Source organism: Paraliobacillus sediminis (assembly GCF_003426055.1).
The window spans coordinates 164,659-183,215 of the sequence record NZ_QJSI01000004.1; the positions used below are offsets into that span (position 1 = coordinate 164,659).

The 18,557-nt window shown below is 36.9% G+C and carries 18 protein-coding genes; 10 read left to right on the forward strand and 8 right to left on the reverse strand.

The genetic code is table 11. From position 1 onward, the window contains the following. Positions 1–74 precede the first annotated feature (74 nt). From D2K60_RS19840 to D2K60_RS19850, 3 genes are all read left to right on the forward strand, one after another. Positions 75–806 carry an MBL fold metallo-hydrolase gene (locus tag D2K60_RS19840; RefSeq protein ID WP_117170844.1) on the forward strand — a complete coding sequence of 244 codons (732 nt, stop codon included), beginning with the start codon at positions 75–77 and terminating at the stop codon, positions 804–806. 80 nt (positions 807–886) lie between these two features. Beyond that, positions 887–1,882 (forward strand): lipoate--protein ligase, encoded by a 996-nt coding sequence (locus D2K60_RS19845; RefSeq protein ID WP_117170845.1) that lies wholly within the window; start codon positions 887–889, stop codon positions 1,880–1,882. A gap of 85 nt (positions 1,883–1,967) precedes the next feature. Then, positions 1,968–3,149, forward strand: a complete 1,182-nt coding sequence (locus tag D2K60_RS19850) for a M48 family metallopeptidase (protein ID WP_117170846.1) — start codon at positions 1,968–1,970, stop codon at positions 3,147–3,149. A 56-nt stretch (positions 3,150–3,205) separates the two neighbouring features. On the opposite strand, the gene D2K60_RS19855 is transcribed toward D2K60_RS19850, so the two are convergent. Then, positions 3,206–3,676, reverse strand: a complete 471-nt coding sequence (locus tag D2K60_RS19855) for a DUF3939 domain-containing protein (protein ID WP_117170847.1) — start codon at positions 3,674–3,676, stop codon at positions 3,206–3,208. 202 nt (positions 3,677–3,878) lie between these two features. Between D2K60_RS19855 and D2K60_RS19860 the strand changes: the two genes are divergently transcribed. Beyond that, positions 3,879–4,403: a competence protein ComK gene (locus D2K60_RS19860; protein WP_117170848.1), complete on the forward strand. Its 525-nt coding sequence runs from the start codon at positions 3,879–3,881 to the stop codon at positions 4,401–4,403. A 705-nt stretch (positions 4,404–5,108) separates the two neighbouring features. On the opposite strand, the gene D2K60_RS19865 is transcribed toward D2K60_RS19860, so the two are convergent. Then, positions 5,109–5,495 carry a YhjD family protein gene (locus D2K60_RS19865; protein ID WP_117170849.1) on the reverse strand — a complete coding sequence of 129 codons (387 nt, stop codon included), beginning with the start codon at positions 5,493–5,495 and terminating at the stop codon, positions 5,109–5,111. Between the two features lie 180 nt (positions 5,496–5,675). Between D2K60_RS19865 and D2K60_RS19870 the strand changes: the two genes are divergently transcribed. From D2K60_RS19870 to addA, 4 genes are all read left to right on the forward strand, one after another. Further along, positions 5,676–6,329, forward strand: a complete 654-nt coding sequence (locus D2K60_RS19870) for a TVP38/TMEM64 family protein (RefSeq protein ID WP_117170850.1) — start codon at positions 5,676–5,678, stop codon at positions 6,327–6,329. 63 nt (positions 6,330–6,392) lie between these two features. Then, on the forward strand, positions 6,393–6,947 hold the full coding sequence (lepB, locus tag D2K60_RS19875; protein WP_117170851.1) for a signal peptidase I: 555 nt from the start codon (positions 6,393–6,395) through the stop codon (positions 6,945–6,947). 96 nt (positions 6,948–7,043) lie between these two features. Continuing rightward, entirely contained in the window at positions 7,044–10,526 is a 3,483-nt protein-coding gene (gene addB, locus D2K60_RS19880) for a helicase-exonuclease AddAB subunit AddB (protein WP_117170852.1), read from the forward strand. Continuing rightward, entirely contained in the window at positions 10,526–14,236 is a 3,711-nt protein-coding gene (gene addA / locus D2K60_RS19885) for a helicase-exonuclease AddAB subunit AddA (RefSeq protein WP_117170853.1), read from the forward strand. Before addB ends, addA begins: the two co-directional genes overlap by 1 nt. Before the next feature lie 623 nt (positions 14,237–14,859). On the opposite strand, the gene D2K60_RS19890 is transcribed toward addA, so the two are convergent. The 6 genes from D2K60_RS19890 to D2K60_RS19915 all read right to left on the reverse strand — a co-directional run bounded on the left by D2K60_RS19890 (position 14,860) and on the right by D2K60_RS19915 (position 16,784). Continuing rightward, positions 14,860–15,078 carry a spore germination protein gene (locus D2K60_RS19890; RefSeq protein ID WP_117170854.1) on the reverse strand — a complete coding sequence of 73 codons (219 nt, stop codon included), beginning with the start codon at positions 15,076–15,078 and terminating at the stop codon, positions 14,860–14,862. Positions 15,079–15,126: 48 nt separating this feature from the next. Beyond that, a complete protein-coding gene (locus D2K60_RS19895) occupies positions 15,127–15,498 on the reverse strand; it encodes a spore germination protein GerPE (RefSeq protein ID WP_162880801.1) in 372 nt (123 codons plus the stop codon). Then, a complete protein-coding gene (locus D2K60_RS19900) occupies positions 15,482–15,688 on the reverse strand; it encodes a spore gernimation protein GerPD (RefSeq protein ID WP_117170856.1) in 207 nt (68 codons plus the stop codon). Before D2K60_RS19900 ends, D2K60_RS19895 begins: the two co-directional genes overlap by 17 nt. 5 nt (positions 15,689–15,693) lie before the next feature. Further along, entirely contained in the window at positions 15,694–16,263 is a 570-nt protein-coding gene (gene gerPC, locus D2K60_RS19905) for a spore germination protein GerPC (RefSeq protein ID WP_117170857.1), read from the reverse strand. A 75-nt stretch (positions 16,264–16,338) separates the two neighbouring features. Continuing rightward, positions 16,339–16,548 (reverse strand): spore germination protein GerPB, encoded by a 210-nt coding sequence (locus tag D2K60_RS19910; RefSeq protein ID WP_117170858.1) that lies wholly within the window; start codon positions 16,546–16,548, stop codon positions 16,339–16,341. A gap of 17 nt (positions 16,549–16,565) precedes the next feature. Then, on the reverse strand, positions 16,566–16,784 hold the full coding sequence (locus D2K60_RS19915) for a spore germination protein (protein ID WP_117170859.1): 219 nt from the start codon (positions 16,782–16,784) through the stop codon (positions 16,566–16,568). A gap of 106 nt (positions 16,785–16,890) precedes the next feature. On the opposite strand from D2K60_RS19915, the gene D2K60_RS19920 reads away from it, so the two are divergent. Both D2K60_RS19920 and D2K60_RS19925 read left to right on the forward strand, forming a co-directional pair. Continuing rightward, positions 16,891–18,060 carry a DUF418 domain-containing protein gene (locus tag D2K60_RS19920; protein ID WP_117170860.1) on the forward strand — a complete coding sequence of 390 codons (1,170 nt, stop codon included), beginning with the start codon at positions 16,891–16,893 and terminating at the stop codon, positions 18,058–18,060. Between the two features lie 28 nt (positions 18,061–18,088). After that, the gene (locus D2K60_RS19925; RefSeq protein WP_117170861.1) at positions 18,089–18,466 is read left to right on the forward strand and encodes a YisL family protein; all 378 of its coding nucleotides are present in this window, start codon (positions 18,089–18,091) and stop codon (positions 18,464–18,466) included. The last annotated feature ends 91 nt before the right edge of the window (positions 18,467–18,557 follow it).

Genomic DNA, 18,557 nt, shown 5'->3' on the forward strand with positions numbered 1-18,557 from the left:
GTTTATTTAGTAATTAATGGAATTATGTTACACTAATTGTAACGAATAAAGCGTATTGTAGAGGTGATTTGATAATGAAAGTAACAGTTGTTGGTTTTTGGGGTGCATATCCGGAAGTTGGAGAGGCGACGTCCTGCTATTTGTTAGAAAAAGATGATTTCAGCTGTTTAATTGATTGTGGGAGTGGGGCATTAGCACAGGTACCAAAGTATACGAACGTGATGGAACTAGATGCAGTCATTTTATCCCATTATCACCAGGATCATATTGCAGATGTTGGTGTCTTACAGTACAATTGGCTAGTCCAAAATCAAATTCAGAATACAAGTGACATTTTACCCATTTATGGTCATACCGATGACCTGACTGGCTTTGAAAAGCTCACCCATCATTTCACCGAAGGAATTGGCTATGATCCTGAAAAGACAGTACAAGTGGGTCCATTTACGATTACATTTTTAAAAACAAAACATCCTGTTGCATGTTTTGCGATGCGAATTACAGACGGTGAAAAGGTTATTGTCTATACAGCTGATTCCAGCTATATGCAGGAGTTTGTTTCGTTTAGTCGTCATGCGGATCTATTAATCAGTGATTGCAGTTTCTATCAAGGACAGGATGGCTCAAAAGCAGGTCATATGACTAGTGTGGAGTGTGCTGAAATCGCAGAAGCTGCGGGTGTGGGCCAATTACTATTGAGTCATCACCCACACTTTGGTGATCGAGGCGACTTAGTTAGTGAAGCAAAGAAAGAGTATACTGGCATTGTCGAATTAGCGAGGACAGGTTATACATGGAACGCGTAGCCAGTAAAATTGCCTTTTTATCAGTAATATTTTAAACTAGTAACTGAAGGCTTTTTATAGAAAATAAGGAGGATGCACACATGAAATTTATTGATAATGAAGGTGTAACAGATCCATATATTAACTTAGCAATTGAAGAATATATATTAAATAATTTCGGTGAAGAAGATACATATTTGTTGTTTTACATCAATAAACCGTCGATTATTATTGGGAAGAATCAAAATACAATTGAAGAAATTAATACGAAATATGTTGATGAACAGAACATTAAAGTAGTTAGAAGACTATCTGGTGGCGGTGCAGTTTACCATGATGAAGGTAATTTGAACTTCAGTTTTATCACAAAAGATGACGGCGATAGCTTCCATAACTTTGCGAAATTTACGAAACCTGTTGTTGATGCTTTACAGAAGTTAGGTGTTCCTGCAGAATTGAGTGGTCGTAATGATCTAGTTGCTGATGGACGTAAAATATCTGGTAATGCACAATTCACTACACGTGGTCGCATGTTTAGTCACGGTACACTAATGTATGATTCTGAAATTGAACATGTAGTGTCCGCTTTAAATGTTAATGCAGAAAAGATCAAATCAAAAGGCATAAAGTCGATCCGCAGTAGGGTCACAAATATTTCTGATTTTATGGAAGAAAAATTACCAATGGACGCGTTTAAAACGTATATCTTAAAATATGTTTTTGATACGGAGAATGTTAAGGACGTTCCACGTTATCAGTTAACAGAAGAAGATTGGAAAAACATTCATAAACTTTCAGAGGAGCGCTACCAGCAATGGGATTGGAATTTTGGTAAATCTCCTAAATTCGATATACAAAAGTCACATAAGTTTGATTCAGGCTTAGTTGATGTTCGAATGGACATCTCTAAAGGTATTATTAAAGATTGTAAGATTTATGGTGATTTCTTTGGCATTGGTGATGTAAATGTCATTGCAGAACAATTAGTGGACACGCGCTATCAGCGTCAAGCACTAGAAGAAGCGCTAGAAGACATAGATGTTCCACACTATCTTGGTAAAATAACGAAAGAACAATTAATTGATTTGATTTATTAAATAGTGAATGAAGTACTATCCTTATCTATTATCAAAAAATGATGGGGATAGTTTTTCTATTTTGAATAAATTGGAGCGGTAAAATATGAAAAAAATACTCCTAGCCTATGCCATCTATCTTGTTGTTGTTTTTGGCTATTTTCTTTTTTTATATCCACTACAAACATTGAGTGACACGAATTATGCAGCGATTGCCCATGCGCTATTCTTTGGTAAGTTACCATTAATTTTCATACTATTATATGGTGTTATTACATATGAATGGATTCGTAAGTGGCAAGAGGCATTTCAGTGGCGCAATCGATTCATAGAAACGAGTCTGGTTGGGTTGTTGCTTCTATTCATTTATCAAGTTATTCAGCTACCATTTGATCTCTTTTGGTTTTATGTTACACATGCTGTCGGAACAAGTAATCAATCTCTATTAGACTGGGTTGGGGAGTTAACGCTGGATTTACTCTTTCTATGGATTGGTTTAACCTTACTATTATTAACATTTCAGTGGTTGGTTAAAAAGCGAAAAAAAAGTTGGCCTATTATTCTTTGGCTTATCACGATTCCTGTGGCTATCTTTGTCGTGTATATACAACCGGTTTGGATTGATCCGTTATATGAGGATTTCACCCCGCTAGCAGAAGGAGAGTTACGTCATGCAATTGAAGCTTTAACAGCAGATGCTGGTTTACAAGATGCGACGTTGCTGCAAGTAAATATGAGTGAAAAAGTAACAACATTTAATGCTTATGTAACAGGCATCTTTGGAAATGCGCGCATTGTATTATGGGATACAACAATAGAAGGAATGAACCAGTCGGAAATTTTATTTATTTTAGCACATGAAATTGGTCATTATCTCATGAACCATGTTTATTATGGCGTTATCGGTTATTTGTTGTTTGCGCTTGTTTTAATTTTGTTAATTGCATTCTTTTATCGTCGTATCATGGATAAAAAGTTTCCACAAATGCAACTATCGGACATTCGAGCAATTCCAGTCCTTCTTTTTATTACGATGCTGGTTTTAACGATTAGTCAGCCAGTATCATTGTTTGTTTCTCGGCAAATGGAAGTACAAGCGGATACTTATGCGATAGAACATACAGAAGAACTAGAGCCGGCTATTGAGGGGTTTATTCGTATGTCTATCCAATCTAAAAGTGATATTAATCCAGTGTTTTGGGTGAAGTGGATGCGCTACAGTCATCCTCCAATGCAGGAACGGATTGATATGATCGAGCGTGTTATAAAAGAACGTAAAACAAAATAGGTGAATTAGTTTAGGGAATATCTATGGGTTGGTAATGGATATTCCCTTTTGGTCGGTTATTTTGGGCGTATATTGGTAATGAGGTTTTCTTCATCTGTTATATAAAATTCTTGATGAGGACGATAATGCAATAGATCTAATTTCTCTAATTTATGATAGCTTACTTTATGATAAGGATCTCCATGTATCGTAGGTGGTTCGTTTGTTTGCTGTATATATGCATCAACTGCACGTTGGATGTTATCAAAGTTTACAGCTAGTTGCTGATCTTTCTCTTCAAATAATTGATATGTTTCGATCGACATGTAGTAGGTTTTACTTGGTATTCCTTTTAAAACTGGTGCGAGTAATTTGTAATCAATGCTTAAATCGTCATTTATTAAGACACTTAAAGGAATTTCTTTTGGAAGATCCATACCGTATTCATGGATCGCATGTTTTAGTTCTGCTAATGAAATATCAATAATTGGATATTCTCTTTTCTTCTTAGAATCCTGAGTCTGCTTTTTTTTGAATATGTTCCACATAGATTCACTCCTTCCTCTTATATGATTTAGTACTTTCAGTATACCAAAAGATCGCTTTGGATACATAAATGTGACAATTTTGGGTACAAATAGCTATTTTAGTACCAAAACTGACATTTTGATAGTATATTTTACTTATGTTTAAGAACAATTAAATATTTAATTATTCTTAAACAAAATTTAAAAAAGGAAGTGTTGAAATATGGAAAAAGATTATGAAATTAATCCTGTAACAATAGCGATAGTTGCAGAGAAGATGAATGGTGCTTATGTCTCTAAAGTGATCGAGATTAGTGAGGATGGCACATATTACGTTAAAGGATCACCTGGTAAGTTAATCGATGCTGCGTGTAAGTATTTTGGCAGTAGTTTGAAAGGAAGACAAGAAGGTGCACGTACTGTTTGTGGAATCAAACATAAAGTGCCGATATCAATTGATCCTTCGAGTGGCATGTACTTTTTTCCTACTTCATCACCTCAGAATCCATATTGCTCATGGATTTCACACACACATGTTGACCGCATACGTAAAGCTCCAGGTCGGGGTACAGAATTTATTTTTAAGAACGGTATGAACCTAATCTTAGAAGTTTCTTATGGCTCGATGATCAATCAACTACAACGAACAGCACAATTCCGCTACCAACTAGAAAAAAGATTAAACGCAACACCACCACAACCACGACCAGACAAAAGAAAAGATGATGACTTTTTTGTTCTTACTTAAGTTGGATTGCTAAAGATAGTTGTTTTAAGGGAAATTGATAAAATTCGACGTAACGTTCCTGTCGTCGGAGTTATCATCAACTGTGACATAACATTACCACCGCTACGGAAGCAAATGGGCTCCCTTTCTGTGGGCACAGCCTCAGCTAATTTGGAAGCAAAGAACACTTCCAAGTGGATCTTCGGCTTGTGGGATTGCGATTACTCATCCCATCGAAAACATTTGCTGTTCCCACTAGAGTGTCACCCATTTGCTTCCTTCGCTTAGTAGAGCAACTAATTTCAAAAACGTTGTAATATTAACTATAGAAATTGGTATTAGGCGCTAAAAATTGATGTGTTTTTCAGTTATTAATATAGTTGCTGACGTTTTAATTCAGTATGCAATAGGACACGCTTTACTTATTTATAGACAAAACTAGCGGAGCAAGTGAAATGGGTGAGACTCCTGTGGGAACAGCACGGGCTGAAGATCCACTCTAAGCGTTCTTTGCTTACGAGTTAGCTGAAGCCGTGCCCACGGAAAGCGAGCCCATTTCACTTGTGAAGCGGATAAGGGTCTTCTGGTACGTCGCAGTTTCTATCAAGTCCAATTATTGAAAAGCAACAATGTTTATGAAAAGAGCGTTAATTTAAAATGTAAATAATGGAGGAACTCATTAGATGTGATGAGTTCCTTCATTATTTGAGATGACGAGGATAATTATTAGCTTGTTAGTGTATGATTTGAAGGTTTATTGACGTTTTCCATCAACTCACGGATAATTTTTTCTACGTTTTTTCGAATGGTAGGATTAAAGTAATTCCGCTTCTCTTCTCGGCCCTGACAAAGATATAAATAGGATGAAAAGGTATCATTTTTCTCTAAAGCAATCACCTGTAACTTTTGCTGTATCATATATTTCCGTAATTGCAGTCTTTCGGCTACAGCTCTTTTCTCCATCCTTTGAAGCAACTCCATATAAGGTTCTTTTATCTTAAAGCTTTTTTCCTTTTCGATCTGTACTAAATCCTTTTGTATGACGACAATTGCCATGGATAAGAATAAAAACCGGGAACCTAATGCATATTCCGAATCATGTAAATAGCGCATCATTGCCCTCCTTGAATAGAACGTTTGTTCTATTATAACCTAATTCAACTCAAATTCAAATGAATAGTTAAATTTTTTTATGGTAAAAAACGAAATAATAGGAAAAAAAGATGTTTTACATTAATATAGAAAGTGTAAACTAAGGATATGTAATTGTTTCTATAGAGGAGTCCGCCAATGATGTATTTATTTAATATAACAAATTTAGATATAAGTTCGATACAAGAATTAATAGAAGCTAATCAATTTGATACACTTCTAAACCAACTACTGAAAACATATGAAAGTTTTGGACCCTTACCTGGATTTCTTTTACCTTTCATTGAGGCATTTCTTCCATTCCTGCCGTTGGTTGTATTTGTCATGACCAATGCAGCGGCGTACGGATTATTAGAAGGTTTCTTACTATCTTGGGCTGGTGCAAGTGCAGGTGCATTATCCGTATTTTACGTTATCCGTAAGCTAGGCGATAAACGCTTTTTTGTTTGGATTCGTCGAAATAAACAAGTCAAACGCGTTACGCATTGGTTAGAACATCATGGATTTGGTCCATTATTCTTATTAATGTGCTTTCCTTTTTCTCCTTCGGCTATTATTAACACAGTAGCAGCCTTGTCAAAAATTAGTACATATCAATTTGTCCTAGCTGTGTTATTAGGGAAAACAGTAATGATTTTTTCAATTGCTTATGTAGGAAGCAGTATTGCATCTTTTGCGCAAAATCCTGTTAAAGCTATTGTAGTGGGTATTAGTATTTCATTATTTTGGTTAATTGGTAAATTCATTGAAAGATTACTACATAGAAAAGGAAAAATGGGCGCAAAACAGGAATAAAAAAGGATTAAATTTCCTCCTCGGTGGGTATAATAGTATAAGTAATACCTTGGAGGAATCCAGATGAAAACAAAAAAATGGAAGCGTTTAATTGTGTTGCGAACAATTTTAATTGTGGTAATCTTTGCTATGTTTTTTCGTTCTTATTTATTTGCAAGTTATGTAGTAGATGGAAAATCAATGGAGCCAACATTGTACGATGGTAATTTAATTATGGTAAATCAGATATTGTATGATTTTTCAGATGTCTCCCGCTTCGATGTCATCGTTTTTCATGCGAATGACGAAGAAGATTATGTGAAGCGGGTAATCGGAGAGCCAGGAGATCATATTAAAGTAGTAGATGATAAATTATATATCAATGATGAATACATGGAAGAAGCGTACTTGCAGGCTTTTCGCGATCAAATAACAGGGATCTTAACAAAAGACTTCACTTTAGAAGAAATAACAGGGGAAAGTCGTGTACCAGAAGGGCAACTATTTGTACTAGGTGATAATAGAAGGAATAGCTTTGATAGTCGCTACTTTGGCTTTATTGATCAAGAGACAGTGGTGGGAAAAGTTGATATTCGATATTGGCCTGTTTCTCAAGTAGGATTTCATTTTACAGATTAGGTTAGGGTGTGGACACAAATAGATGTCCACACTCTTTTTTTTCGTGCGGGCATGTTAAAATAGATATAGTCGATCCAATGATAGGAGAGAAAAATTATGGGAATACGCTTTTTATTAGGAAATGCAACAACTTCAAAGAGTAACCAATGTTTAGACGAAATAAAAAACAAATTAAAAAGTGACCCTGAGGGGCCTGCGATTATATATTTAGTTCCAGATCAGATGACTTTCCAACAAGAGTATGCACTCATAGATGACGAAGATGTTAGCGGAAGCATTCGTGCACAAGTGTTTAGTTTCTCTAGACTTGCTTGGCGTGTTCTCCAGGAAACTGGTGGTGCGACAAAGCAATTTATTAGTTCAACAGGTGTGCAAATGATGTTGCGGAAAATTATTGAAGAACGAACAACAGATTGGCAAATGTTTCAGAAGTCAATTGAGAAACAAGGTTTTATTGATCAAATGGAAACAATGATTACGGAGTTTAAACGCTATTGTATCACACCAGATATGTTAGCTGTGCAGATAAGCGAAATGGATCGTTTTCAGCATCTTGAACCGAATGAAATTGGTCTGAAGCAAAAATTAGAAGATTTACATTATATTTATGACAAGTTATCAAGCGTGTTATATGGCAAGTATATTGATAGTGAAGACCAATTAGCTTTATTAGCTCAAAAAATAGGCGAAACAACTTTTTTAGAAGATGCTGTTGTATATATAGATGGTTTCCATCGATTCACGCCACAAGAGCAATTGGTGTTGGAAGCAATTATGAAAAAAAGTGATGACGTTACGGTAACATTGACAATGGATCAGGCTACAGATGAAACTGTCTCCCAATTTGATTTGTTTTCTCAAACAAAAGAGACATATCAAACATTAGTGGAAATGGCGGATAATCTAGCAATTACTAAAAAGGTTGAAATAGTAAATCCAAAAGAAGATGTAAAACCGTACTTTGTCCATTTAGAAAAATATTTTGATAAGCGTCCGGCTCCTGCTTATCATGCTGAAGTACCGATTCAAATAGCCCAAGCTGTACATCCACGTGCAGAAGTGGAAGGGGCAGCACAGGAAATTCTTCGATTAGTCAGAGAAGAAGGCTATCGTTATCAAGATATGGTTGTATTAGTTCGAGAAACTGCTATTTATCATGACTTGATTGCAACTATTTTTCAAGACTATCAGATTCCAGCATTTATTGATGAAAAACGCACGATGCTCCACCACCCATTAATTGAATTAATACGTTCTGCATTGGATGTTGTAAGTGGAAACTGGCGTTATGATGCAGTCTTTCGTTTGTTGAAGACTGGATTAATTCCTAGCCAAAGTCAAGAAGATCCATTAGATGAAAATGCGGTCGATACATTAGAGAACTATGTGTTGGAATATGGTATACGTGGAAGAAAGCAATGGCTTGGAGAAAAGTCATGGATCTTCCAACGTTTTCGTGGGTTTGATCAGGCGACACAAACGGATCAGGAAAGACAAATGCAAAACCAAATTAATCATTATCGTAAACAAATCATCCAAACGATGAAACCATTGGATGATAGCTTACGAGAAGCAAAGACGATTGAAGAAAGAGCTATCGTTTTATTTACCTGGCTAGAATCATTGGATATTACCAAACAACTAGAAGAGATTCGTGATCAATTAGATGAAAATGGTCAGATTGAAGCAGCACGTGAGCAAGGACAAGTATGGGATGCTGTAATGCAATTACTTGATGAAATGGTAGAGATTACAGGGGATGAAAAGATTTCCCTACAGTTGTTTCAACATAGTTTAGAAACTGGATTTGAAACGTTAAAGTTCTCCCATGTGCCACCAAGTATTGATCATGTCGTAATAGGAACGATTGATCGTTCACGGGTTAGTGGAATTAAGTCTGCCTTTTTACTTGGGGTGAATGAAGGTACGTGGCCGATGAAGCCGAGTATTGATGGGATGTTATCAGAATCGGATCGGATGTCTTTAGAGGAGCATGGATTAAAGCTCGCAGATGGAGAAAAGCAACAATTATTAGATGATTGGTTTTATGTTTATTTAGCCTTCACTGTAGCATCAGAGAGGCTATGGATCAGTTATCCACTTAGCGACGCGGAAGGAAAGGGCAAGATGCCATCTTCTTTGGTCAAGCGAATACATGATCTATTTCCTACAAACGCTGAAAGCATTTTGTTACCTGATCCAGAGGAAATGACTGATTCTGATCGTTTTGTCACAACACCAACAAAAACAAGGTCCGCTTTAACAGCTCAATTAGCAAAGTATCAACGTGCCTATCCAATTGATCCAATTTGGTGGAGTGTGTTTAATTGGTTTGTGACAAACCATGATCAACACAGTAAAACAAATACGATTCTAAAAAGTTTATTTTATCAGAATAGCACAACAGATTTATCAAAAGAAACAATCGAAGCCTTATATCCAAAACAAATAAAAGCAAGTGTATCTCGGATGGAGATGTATCATCGTTGTTCCTACCAACACTTTGCACAATATAGTTTAGGTTTAGAAGAAAGACGAACATATAAATTAGATGCACCTGATATCGGTCAATTGTTCCACGAAGCACTCAAGCAAATAACAGATTGGATTCAAAAAGAAGGACGTGGATTTGTTGATATTTATCAAGTAGAGGCAGATCAATATGCAGAGCGAGCTGTGAAGCAACTTGCACCGATTTTACAACACCAAATTTTGCAAAGCTCGAATCGTTACGATTATATGAAAACGAAATTAGAGCGAATTATTTCCCGGGCAACGTATGTCTTAAGTGAGCAATCGAGAAAAAGCAACTTTTCTCCAATTGGGTTGGAAATGGGATTCGGATTACCTGAAAGTCAATTAGATCCCTTGCAATTAGACTTACCTAATGGACATGAGCTCGTTTTACGTGGAAGAATTGATCGGGTGGATCGCGCTAATATAAAAGATGCTCTATACTTGCGCATCATTGATTATAAATCGAGTGCTCAAGGACTAAATTTAGTGGAAGTGTATTATGGTTTATCCCTTCAGATGCTTGCTTATTTAGATGTTATTTTAGCGAATTCAGAAAAATGGTTAGGCATTCAAGCAACACCAGCTGGCGTTCTTTATTTTCATGTTCATAACCCAATCATATCCGAAACAAAAGCGATAGATGAACAATCACTTGAGGAAAAATTATTCAAGAAATTTAAGATGCAAGGCTTATTAATCGAGGATGAAGAAGTGGTCCAACTGATGGATACAGATTTAGAGACAGGCATGAGTTCTATGATTCCAGCTGGATTGAAGAAAGATGGAACATTTAGAAGTGGTTCTCAAATAACATCGAATGAAAACTTTGGCCATCTACAAGGGTATGTACGGCAATTAATGACTGAAGCAGGTGTTGATATAACAAACGGTGGTGTTCATTTAAATCCGTATCAACAAAAACAGCAAACTGCATGTGGTTTTTGCTCATTCCGCTCTGTTTGTCAGTTCGATGCAACGTTACCAGAGAACAATTACAGACGCTTGCACACCTATAAAGAAGATGAAGTAATGCAAAAAATTATCAAGAAGGGGGAATTCTAATGCCACAATGGACAAAGGAACAAGAAGATGCCATTTATACAAGTGGGAGTGATACGTTAGTGGCAGCCGCTGCGGGATCTGGGAAAACTGCTGTTCTAGTAGAGCGTATTATTCAAAAATTGCTGAACCAAGAAAAACCGATTGATATAGATTCTTTACTAGTTGTGACATTTACAAATGCTGCTGCACAAGAAATGCGAAATCGTGTTGCAGAAGCACTTGAAAAAGCATTAGAAGACAACCCTGAATCATTCCATTTAAAGAAGCAATTGTCTTTACTACAGCAAGCGTCGATCCAAACATTGCATTCTTTTTGTATGGATATGATCCGTCGCAATTCATATCTATTGGATATTGATCCAGGGTTTCGAATTGCTGATAGTGTAGAAGGGGACTTGATGCGTCAAGAAGTATTAGAAGATTTATTCGAGGATTGGTATGGCAAAGAGCCCGCTGAGCAAGATGCATTTTTTGAAGTGATTGATCGTTTCTCTAGTGATCGTAGCGATCTAGAAGTAGAAGCACTCGTCTTAAAATTATATAACTTTGCAATGCAGAACCCATGGCCAGAACAGTGGTTAGATAATCTAGCTGCAATGTACCAAGTTAGTTCCGATACAGATGAAAGTCAAATTAATTGGTTGCAAATTTTAAAAAGAGATGTAAAAAGTCAGCTTTTTGCCATGCGTTCGGAGGCGGAGTCAGCTCTTGCGTTAACAAGAGAAAGTGATGGTCCTTACCATTATGCAGATGCAATTGATGCTGATTTGGTTATGATTCAGGAAGCAAGTGCTCAATTGGAAATGGGCTGGGACATGGTGCAAGCGACCTTCAAAGCTTCAAAGTTCACCGCATTATCACGTAAGAAAGCGGATTGTGATGAAGCCAAAAAGGAAAAAGTGAAAGAAATACGTGCCAAATATAAAAAGCGTTGGAACGACCTGGCTACTGATTGGTTTTCACGAGAGCTTTCTAGTTATTTAACCGATATGCAGCACCTATATCCAACAATGAAGCAACTCGTGATCCTTGTAAAAGAATTCAAACAAAATTATGCTAGCTTAAAAAAAGAAAAAGCACTCGTTGACTTTTCTGACTTGGAACATTATGCTTTAGAAATTTTATTAGCGGAGGAATCAACTGCAGACGAAGCAAAACCGTCAGAAGTTGCCCGTGCGCTACAAGCAAAATTCTCAGAAGTGTTGGTAGATGAATATCAAGATACGAACTTAGTGCAAGAAACATTGTTAACATTAGTTACGCAAAAAGATCCAGGCAATATGTTTATGGTTGGAGATGTGAAACAAAGTATTTATCGTTTTCGTCATGCGGAGCCATCTTTGTTTATTAATAAATACAATCAATTTGCTGCGGATAGTCATCCAGCACATCGGATTGATTTAGCTCGAAACTTTCGTAGTAGAAAAGAAGTACTTGCAGCAACAAACTATATTTTCCAGCAACTAATAGATGAAGAAGTTGGCGAGATTGCCTATGAAGATGATGCAGCGTTAATTTATGCAAACCTTATGTATGATGAAATAACGCTAGCGGATGCAGATGCAGAAGTTGTGATTATTGATCGTGAAACACAGGAAGATGCAAGCGATGAACAAGCAGAAAGTTTAGAGGATTTAGAAAAAGCACAGATTGAAGCGCGTGCTTATGCAACGCGGATTCAGCGGTGGATTGGAAATAAAGATACACCACCAATGCAAGTAATTGATAAAGCAACAGGAGCGAAGCGAAATATTGAATATCGCGATATCGTGATATTAATGCGGTCAATGACATGGGCGTCTACAATCATGGAGGAATTGAAACAACAAGGGATTCCAGTTTATGCGGAGCTTGCAACGGGTTATTTAGAAGCGATTGAGATTAAGATCATGCTTAGCTTATTAAAAGTGATCGATAATCCAAAACAAGATATCCCTTTAGCTAGTGTATTACGCTCACCAATTGTTGGACTTAATGAAGAGGATCTTGCTCAAATTCGCTTATCTAAAAAACGAACGAGTTATTATGAAGCATTACAAACGTTTGTTAACCAAACACCTTCAGACGTAAAAAGAGCTCAAATTCAATTATTTTTAACACAGTTAGAGGATTGGCGTTTGCAAGCACGTCAAGGTGCTTTAGCTGAATTGATTTGGCAGATTTATCGTGACACTGGTTATTATGATTTTGTTGGTGGCATACCTGGTGGACGACAAAGACAAGCAAACTTACGTGCCTTATACGATCGCGCACGAGGGTATGAAGCGACATCATTCCGTGGGCTGTTCCGGTTTTTACGCTTTATTGATCGCATGGAAGAAAACGGTGATGATCTAGGAGCAGCGCGTGCATTAGGTGAACAAGAAGATGTTGTTCGTATTATGACAGTCCATAAAAGTAAGGGATTAGAATTCCCAGTCGTTATTTTAGGAGCGATGGACAAGCAATTTAATCAACAAGATTTACGTCAGAAATACCTTTTGCACAAAGATCTAGGTTTTGGTAGTAAATATATTGATCCTGAAAAAAGAATCATGTATCCAACACTAGCTTATCATGCATTAAAACAACAAATGCAACGAGAGTTATGGGCTGAAGAAATGCGCGTTTTATATGTCGCCTTAACCCGAGCAAAAGAAAAGCTTGTTATGATTGGTACAGTAGCTTCCTTTGAGAAAAAACAGGCAAAATGGCAAGAAATAACGGAACATAGTGCGCTTGTTTTGCCAGCACATTATCGCTTGGAAACGAACACGTATCTTGATTGGGTAGCCTCAACATTAATCAGACACCAACAGGCTGACGTCTTACGTGGCAGTGAACTGAGTGCGAAGATTCCGATTTCGATTCAGAATGATCAATCAAATTGGAAAATACAAGTAGAGAATGCCGATGTTTATCGAACAATTGTAGAAAAGAAAGAAACGGCGTCGGTGGATTTGATTGATAAAATTAAGAATTGGGAAACGATTCCTACTACAGAGGAACCTTTAGATGTGAAAGTACGGGATCGTTTGAATTTCACTTATCCGCATCAACAAGCAGCAAGTTATCGGGCTAAACAGACGGTAACAGAAATTAAAAGACAACATGAAGTAAAAGATGATTATAGTGATACCCAATTAGTTGAAAAATTTCAAGCGCCAATTATGAGACGGCCAGCTTTTATGCAAAAAGAAAAGAAACTAAGTGCAGCGGAAATAGGAACAGCCATGCATACGGTGATGCAACATCTACCCTTTACGAAACAGTGGCAGGAAGCGGAACTGGCTGAAGAGGTACAAAAAATGGTCGTACGTGAGATCTTAACGCAGGATCAAGCTGACGTTATTAATTTATCTGCTATACTTCAATTTTTCCAAACGTCTATTGGTAAGCAGGTTATAGCGTCATCTCACATGCATCGCGAAGTGCCATTTAGTTTGACAGTAGATGCAAGTGAAATTTATGCTGATTGGAATAAGGAAGAAAAAGAACGTATATTCATCCAAGGTGTAATGGATTTATTAATACCAGCGGACGATGGTTGGATACTAATTGATTATAAAACAGATAAAATTCAAGGCAATGTAGATGAAAAAGTATTACTTGAACGCTATCAAGTTCAAATGAATTTATATGCACGTGCATTAGAAGAGATATGGAAAAAGCCAGTCAAAGCAAAATATCTATACTTCTTCGATAAAGCGATAGTAATCGAAGTGACATAATTTTTAAGCTGATGCGATCGATAAACGCATCAGCTTTTCTTTTTCAATTTCGCAGTAGATAGAAACTGTGACGTAGTTATAAGTTATGCTTGTCCTCGCTGCGTCAGTAAATGGTCTCGCTTTCCGTGGGCACAACCTTAGCTATCTATAGAAGCAAAGATCGCTTCTATAGAGGATCTTCGGTTTGTGCTGTTCCCGCTGGAGTCTCAACCATTTTCTTCCTTCGCTGGACAGAATTTAATAACTTAATAGTAGTACACCATATGTTATTTGTTGGCTCCTAAAGTTTTATTACGTTTATGACAGCGTTTAGTTATATTAATATTATTCGAAAAGGGCTGATATTGTTGATAAAGCAACTTCATCAATAAACATATTACCGACTAGCGAAGGAAATCCACTACGACTCCTGCAGGAACAGCGCGATCTGAAGATCCACTTGGAAGTGTCTTTCTTCCAAGTTAGCTGAAGACGTGCCTGCGGAAAGCGTAGTGGATTTTCAGAGCGAAGTAATCTGCTAAGTTACGTCGCAGTTGAATATTATTGCGACGATAATCTAGTTGGGGTTTATCGTTTTTTAAAAATAAGTAATTGTTATGTAAAAGTGGGGTTCCCCACTTATTTCATGCGTTACCACTGACTACTTGATCGACGGCATCTGGGTCAAGTGCATTTGTTGCGTTTAAGCCAGTGTTTGTATTGATAAAGTCTCCGGTGTTAAAAGCCCCAGAACCAGCAGCTGTTTTGGAGGCGCTTTTTGGTGCTAAATAAAAACTATCACCGAAATTAATTACGCCACCACCTACTTCATTAATTTTAATCGGTCCAACAATCGACGGCATTTTGACACACCCACTTTTTTAGTGTATTTATCATATCGTATGCACATATTATTCGTTCGTTCCTTTTAAAATACGAATATGCTTTATTCGTGCCTCTGATTGAATCGATTCTAAATTTCCTACTTGCATAACAGAAGAAGCACTGACACCCGTAACATCAATAGAATTTACCGTGATCATTTTTTGGTGATTGGTTGTTTTCCTAATTACTGTTGTTACAGGTGTAAGTGTAGGGGAGGTTCTTTCAAATATAGGAAAATCTGAAAAGGAGATCTCTTCATCTGTTTGCATGCCGTTTTCCCTCTGAACAGCGATAGCCTTACTCGTCTGTTGGGAACGTTTCGCATCCCCAATCTCTAGAATGGAAGAGTACCCAATAGAATTGACACGTACTAGCTTAACATTACTCGTGCGTAACATGATTTTCTCCAACATCCATTCGACTAAGTGGGACTAATGAGCCAACAATATAAGAGTCTGGTGGTGTATCGTAATACGATTGTAGTTGCATCGAATCATTGTCACCAACTAAGAAAACGGATGAAGAAGATATTGCGGTGATATCTACATTACCAACATGTAATTTCCAGTTGTGTACTTCAAAATTCATAAGAACTAATCTCCTTTATTTGTTTTTTTCTCAAAATAGAGACGCAAGGAATGTGGAATTTCTGCTTGAATTTGTTGATGGATATATGTCTCTAATTGTTGCTTATTCTTAATTTGCTGCTTTATGCCTTCCTGTTCATAGTAAGTCACACGTCCTGGTAGTTGTTTTCGAATATCTTCTAAAAGTAACCGTCTGTTAGGTTCATCTAATTGGTATTGATATTCATGAACGAGTTGCTGCAACATCGCATCCCCTTCACGTGTTAAATAATTATCTAATTCGTGTATTAACTGTTGATGGTTTTGATTTTGATTTTGATTGCGAAGTGGTAGTGAAAAATTGTCCATTTTAGTGAAGTCTTCTGGTGCTAAACCGATATGCAACGTGCCGTCCATCCGATCAATTTTTAATTGATCAAAATGATATTCTAACTTTTCAATTGTTGTTTGTTGGTTTGTGGGTTGTTGAAATTCCATTTGATCAAGTCTTTCTGTAAGTGTTTGAATTTTTTTATCTTGTTCCATTATATGTTGATGTAGTTGTTGCATGTATTCGTACCATGCGGGATCATTCACACCTTACCCCTCCCTACAAGTCAAGTGTATAGTATATAGCTCCTACTAACATATGTGTAAGTAGCCCACTTGTGCTTAAGAGGGTGGGATAAGTGGCACTAGTGGTGTGTTTACCCCAGGCTGCAATTCAGCGGGATCGGCGAGTTCTTGGTATTCACCGGTGTTATAGAGCTGGGATGAGGCTTGGATTGATCCAGCGCTTCCAATTTGGAGAACAGAAGAGTTCGAAATACTTCCGATCTTCAACAAATGAATGGCTATTGATTGATGAACGATTAAATCCACATCTCACACCTCAATCTTTATAAACTCGATATAACTTGATCGAATTTGTCTTGGTCATTTATTGTTGTATTGGTTTGATCAAACTGAACGCTAATACCATCTCCAGTATTAAAGGAACCGCCACCTGCAAAAGTTTTTGCGCTAGAATTGGGTTGCATCATGTAAACATCACCTATATGAAAAATGCTGGATGAACCAAGCGTTATTACTTTCACAGCTCCGACTATAGCAGGCATTTTAACTCCTCCTTTTCTAGTAGTTTATGAAACTCATTCAATTTTGTGTCATTTTCCTATACAATAGAAAGTATGACATTATGGATGATTAGGGAGAGGCGATTTTATGAATCAACAGGTATCACCTTTAGCGGAAAAAAAGCGATTAACCTGGATTGATGCAGCAAGGGGATTTGCTATTTTCGGGATATTTATGGTCAATGTTCCTGCTTTTAATGCTCCTTATTTTTTGTATGGTGGGGAGGATACCTTTTGGACATCTGGTATCGATCAAAGTATTCAAGTAATGATTGATATTTTTTTTCAAGCTAGTTTTTATACTCTATTTTCTTTTTTATTTGGTTTTGGAATTCAAATTATTGTCGAAAATATTGTGCGAAGAGAACAACCTGTTAATAAACTGATCTTTCGACGTTTAGTCATATTAATCGGTTTCGGTTTGATACATGCCTTTTTGATCTGGCATGGAGATATTCTGCTTACATATGGCATTATTGGTATGTTGCTTTTTTTATTCTTTAAAAGGTCAGACCGGACATTAATTGCCTGGGCAATTAGCTTATTAACTATTCCGACGCTGTTATATACGCTGATGTTGTATCCTGTTCGTGATCTACTGGGTGGCTATAATCTCACTGCGATCGAAGAAGCAGTTAAGCGGTATGGATCAGGAAGTTTAGCGGATATATGGGCACAGAATTTGCAAGATTGGTCATATAGCAATGGCGTTTTCACTTACTTTATCTTAGCGTGTAACCTATTACCACTATTTTTATTAGGAATGGTGACAGCTCGAAAGAAATGGTTGCATGATGTTGAAGCACACCAATCGTTTTTGCATAAAGTCTGGCTTGTTTCATTCGTATTGTTTGTTGGCATAAAGGCTGGATTATATATATGGGGAAATCCGGTATGGTTATCGATGATTCAAGACACTATTGGTGGCTCAGCGTCAGCGATCTTTTACTTGACGACAATTACCTTAGCTTATCAACGTGCATTTTGGCAGAAAATCTTGAAACCATTTACGTATGTTGGCAGAATGTCGTTATCGAATTATATCTTCCAATCGATTGTCTGCTTTTTCTTGTTTTATTCGACCGGATTTGGGTTATATGGTAATATAAAACCACTAGGAAGTATTGGGATCGTATGTGCGGTTTATCTTATTCAGATCTTACTCAGTAGAACCTATGTGAAACGCTATCGTTTTGGTCCAATAGAGTGGGTATGGCGTCGTTTGATGTATATGGAGAAGTTGCAGAACAAACGATAAATGTATAATAGTATAGGAGGAAATAAAAATGATTCATTTACACATAACAGGATGGGTTCTAGCACTTATTTTATTTGCAGTTACCTTTTCACTTTACAAAAACAAAAAACAGAAGCCAGCGAAAGTAATGCATATGATTACAAGGCTTAGTTATCTATTAATCTTATATTCTGGTGGCGACTTATTCTATAACTATATTGTGTCAGGTACTTGGAATAGTTATATGGCGGAATTAATTATTAAAGCAGCAGCAGGATTATGGGTAATTGCTTGCTTAGAAATCCTGTTAGTTCGATACGCAAAAGGGAAACCTACGAAAGGATTTATGGTCCAATTAGCTGTCTCCTTAATTATTGTACTTGCACTAGGATTTGGTCGCTTACCTTGGGGATTTTTACCTTTATAGGTTTTTAAAGAATAGAGAGTTCTACTCGTATTATACGGGTGGAACTTTTTTTATTTTGTTTCAAATAATTATTTGATTGAGGTATAATCAT

Bases quoted from the DNA above. Each gene is read 5' to 3' on its own strand.
- D2K60_RS19840 (WP_117170844.1), top strand. From the start codon at position 75: ATGAAAGTAACAGTTGTTGGTTTTTGGGGTGCATATCCGGAAGTTGGA.
- D2K60_RS19845 (WP_117170845.1), top strand. From the start codon at position 887: ATGAAATTTATTGATAATGAAGGTGTAACAGATCCATATATTAACTTA.
- D2K60_RS19850 (WP_117170846.1), top strand. From the start codon at position 1,968: ATGAAAAAAATACTCCTAGCCTATGCCATCTATCTTGTTGTTGTTTTT.
- D2K60_RS19855 (WP_117170847.1), bottom strand. From the start codon at position 3,676: ATGTGGAACATATTCAAAAAAAAGCAGACTCAGGATTCTAAGAAGAAA.
- D2K60_RS19860 (WP_117170848.1), top strand. From the start codon at position 3,879: ATGGAAAAAGATTATGAAATTAATCCTGTAACAATAGCGATAGTTGCA.
- D2K60_RS19865 (WP_117170849.1), bottom strand. From the start codon at position 5,495: ATGCGCTATTTACATGATTCGGAATATGCATTAGGTTCCCGGTTTTTA.
- D2K60_RS19870 (WP_117170850.1), top strand. From the start codon at position 5,676: ATGTATTTATTTAATATAACAAATTTAGATATAAGTTCGATACAAGAA.
- lepB (WP_117170851.1), top strand. From the start codon at position 6,393: ATGAAAACAAAAAAATGGAAGCGTTTAATTGTGTTGCGAACAATTTTA.
- addB (WP_117170852.1), top strand. From the start codon at position 7,044: ATGGGAATACGCTTTTTATTAGGAAATGCAACAACTTCAAAGAGTAAC.
- addA (WP_117170853.1), top strand. From the start codon at position 10,526: ATGCCACAATGGACAAAGGAACAAGAAGATGCCATTTATACAAGTGGG.
- D2K60_RS19890 (WP_117170854.1), bottom strand. From the start codon at position 15,078: ATGCCGTCGATTGTTGGACCGATTAAAATTAATGAAGTAGGTGGTGGC.
- D2K60_RS19895 (WP_162880801.1), bottom strand. From the start codon at position 15,498: ATGTTACGCACGAGTAATGTTAAGCTAGTACGTGTCAATTCTATTGGG.
- D2K60_RS19900 (WP_117170856.1), bottom strand. From the start codon at position 15,688: ATGAATTTTGAAGTACACAACTGGAAATTACATGTTGGTAATGTAGAT.
- D2K60_RS19915 (WP_117170859.1), bottom strand. From the start codon at position 16,784: ATGCCTGCTATAGTCGGAGCTGTGAAAGTAATAACGCTTGGTTCATCC.
- D2K60_RS19920 (WP_117170860.1), top strand. From the start codon at position 16,891: ATGAATCAACAGGTATCACCTTTAGCGGAAAAAAAGCGATTAACCTGG.
- D2K60_RS19925 (WP_117170861.1), top strand. From the start codon at position 18,089: ATGATTCATTTACACATAACAGGATGGGTTCTAGCACTTATTTTATTT.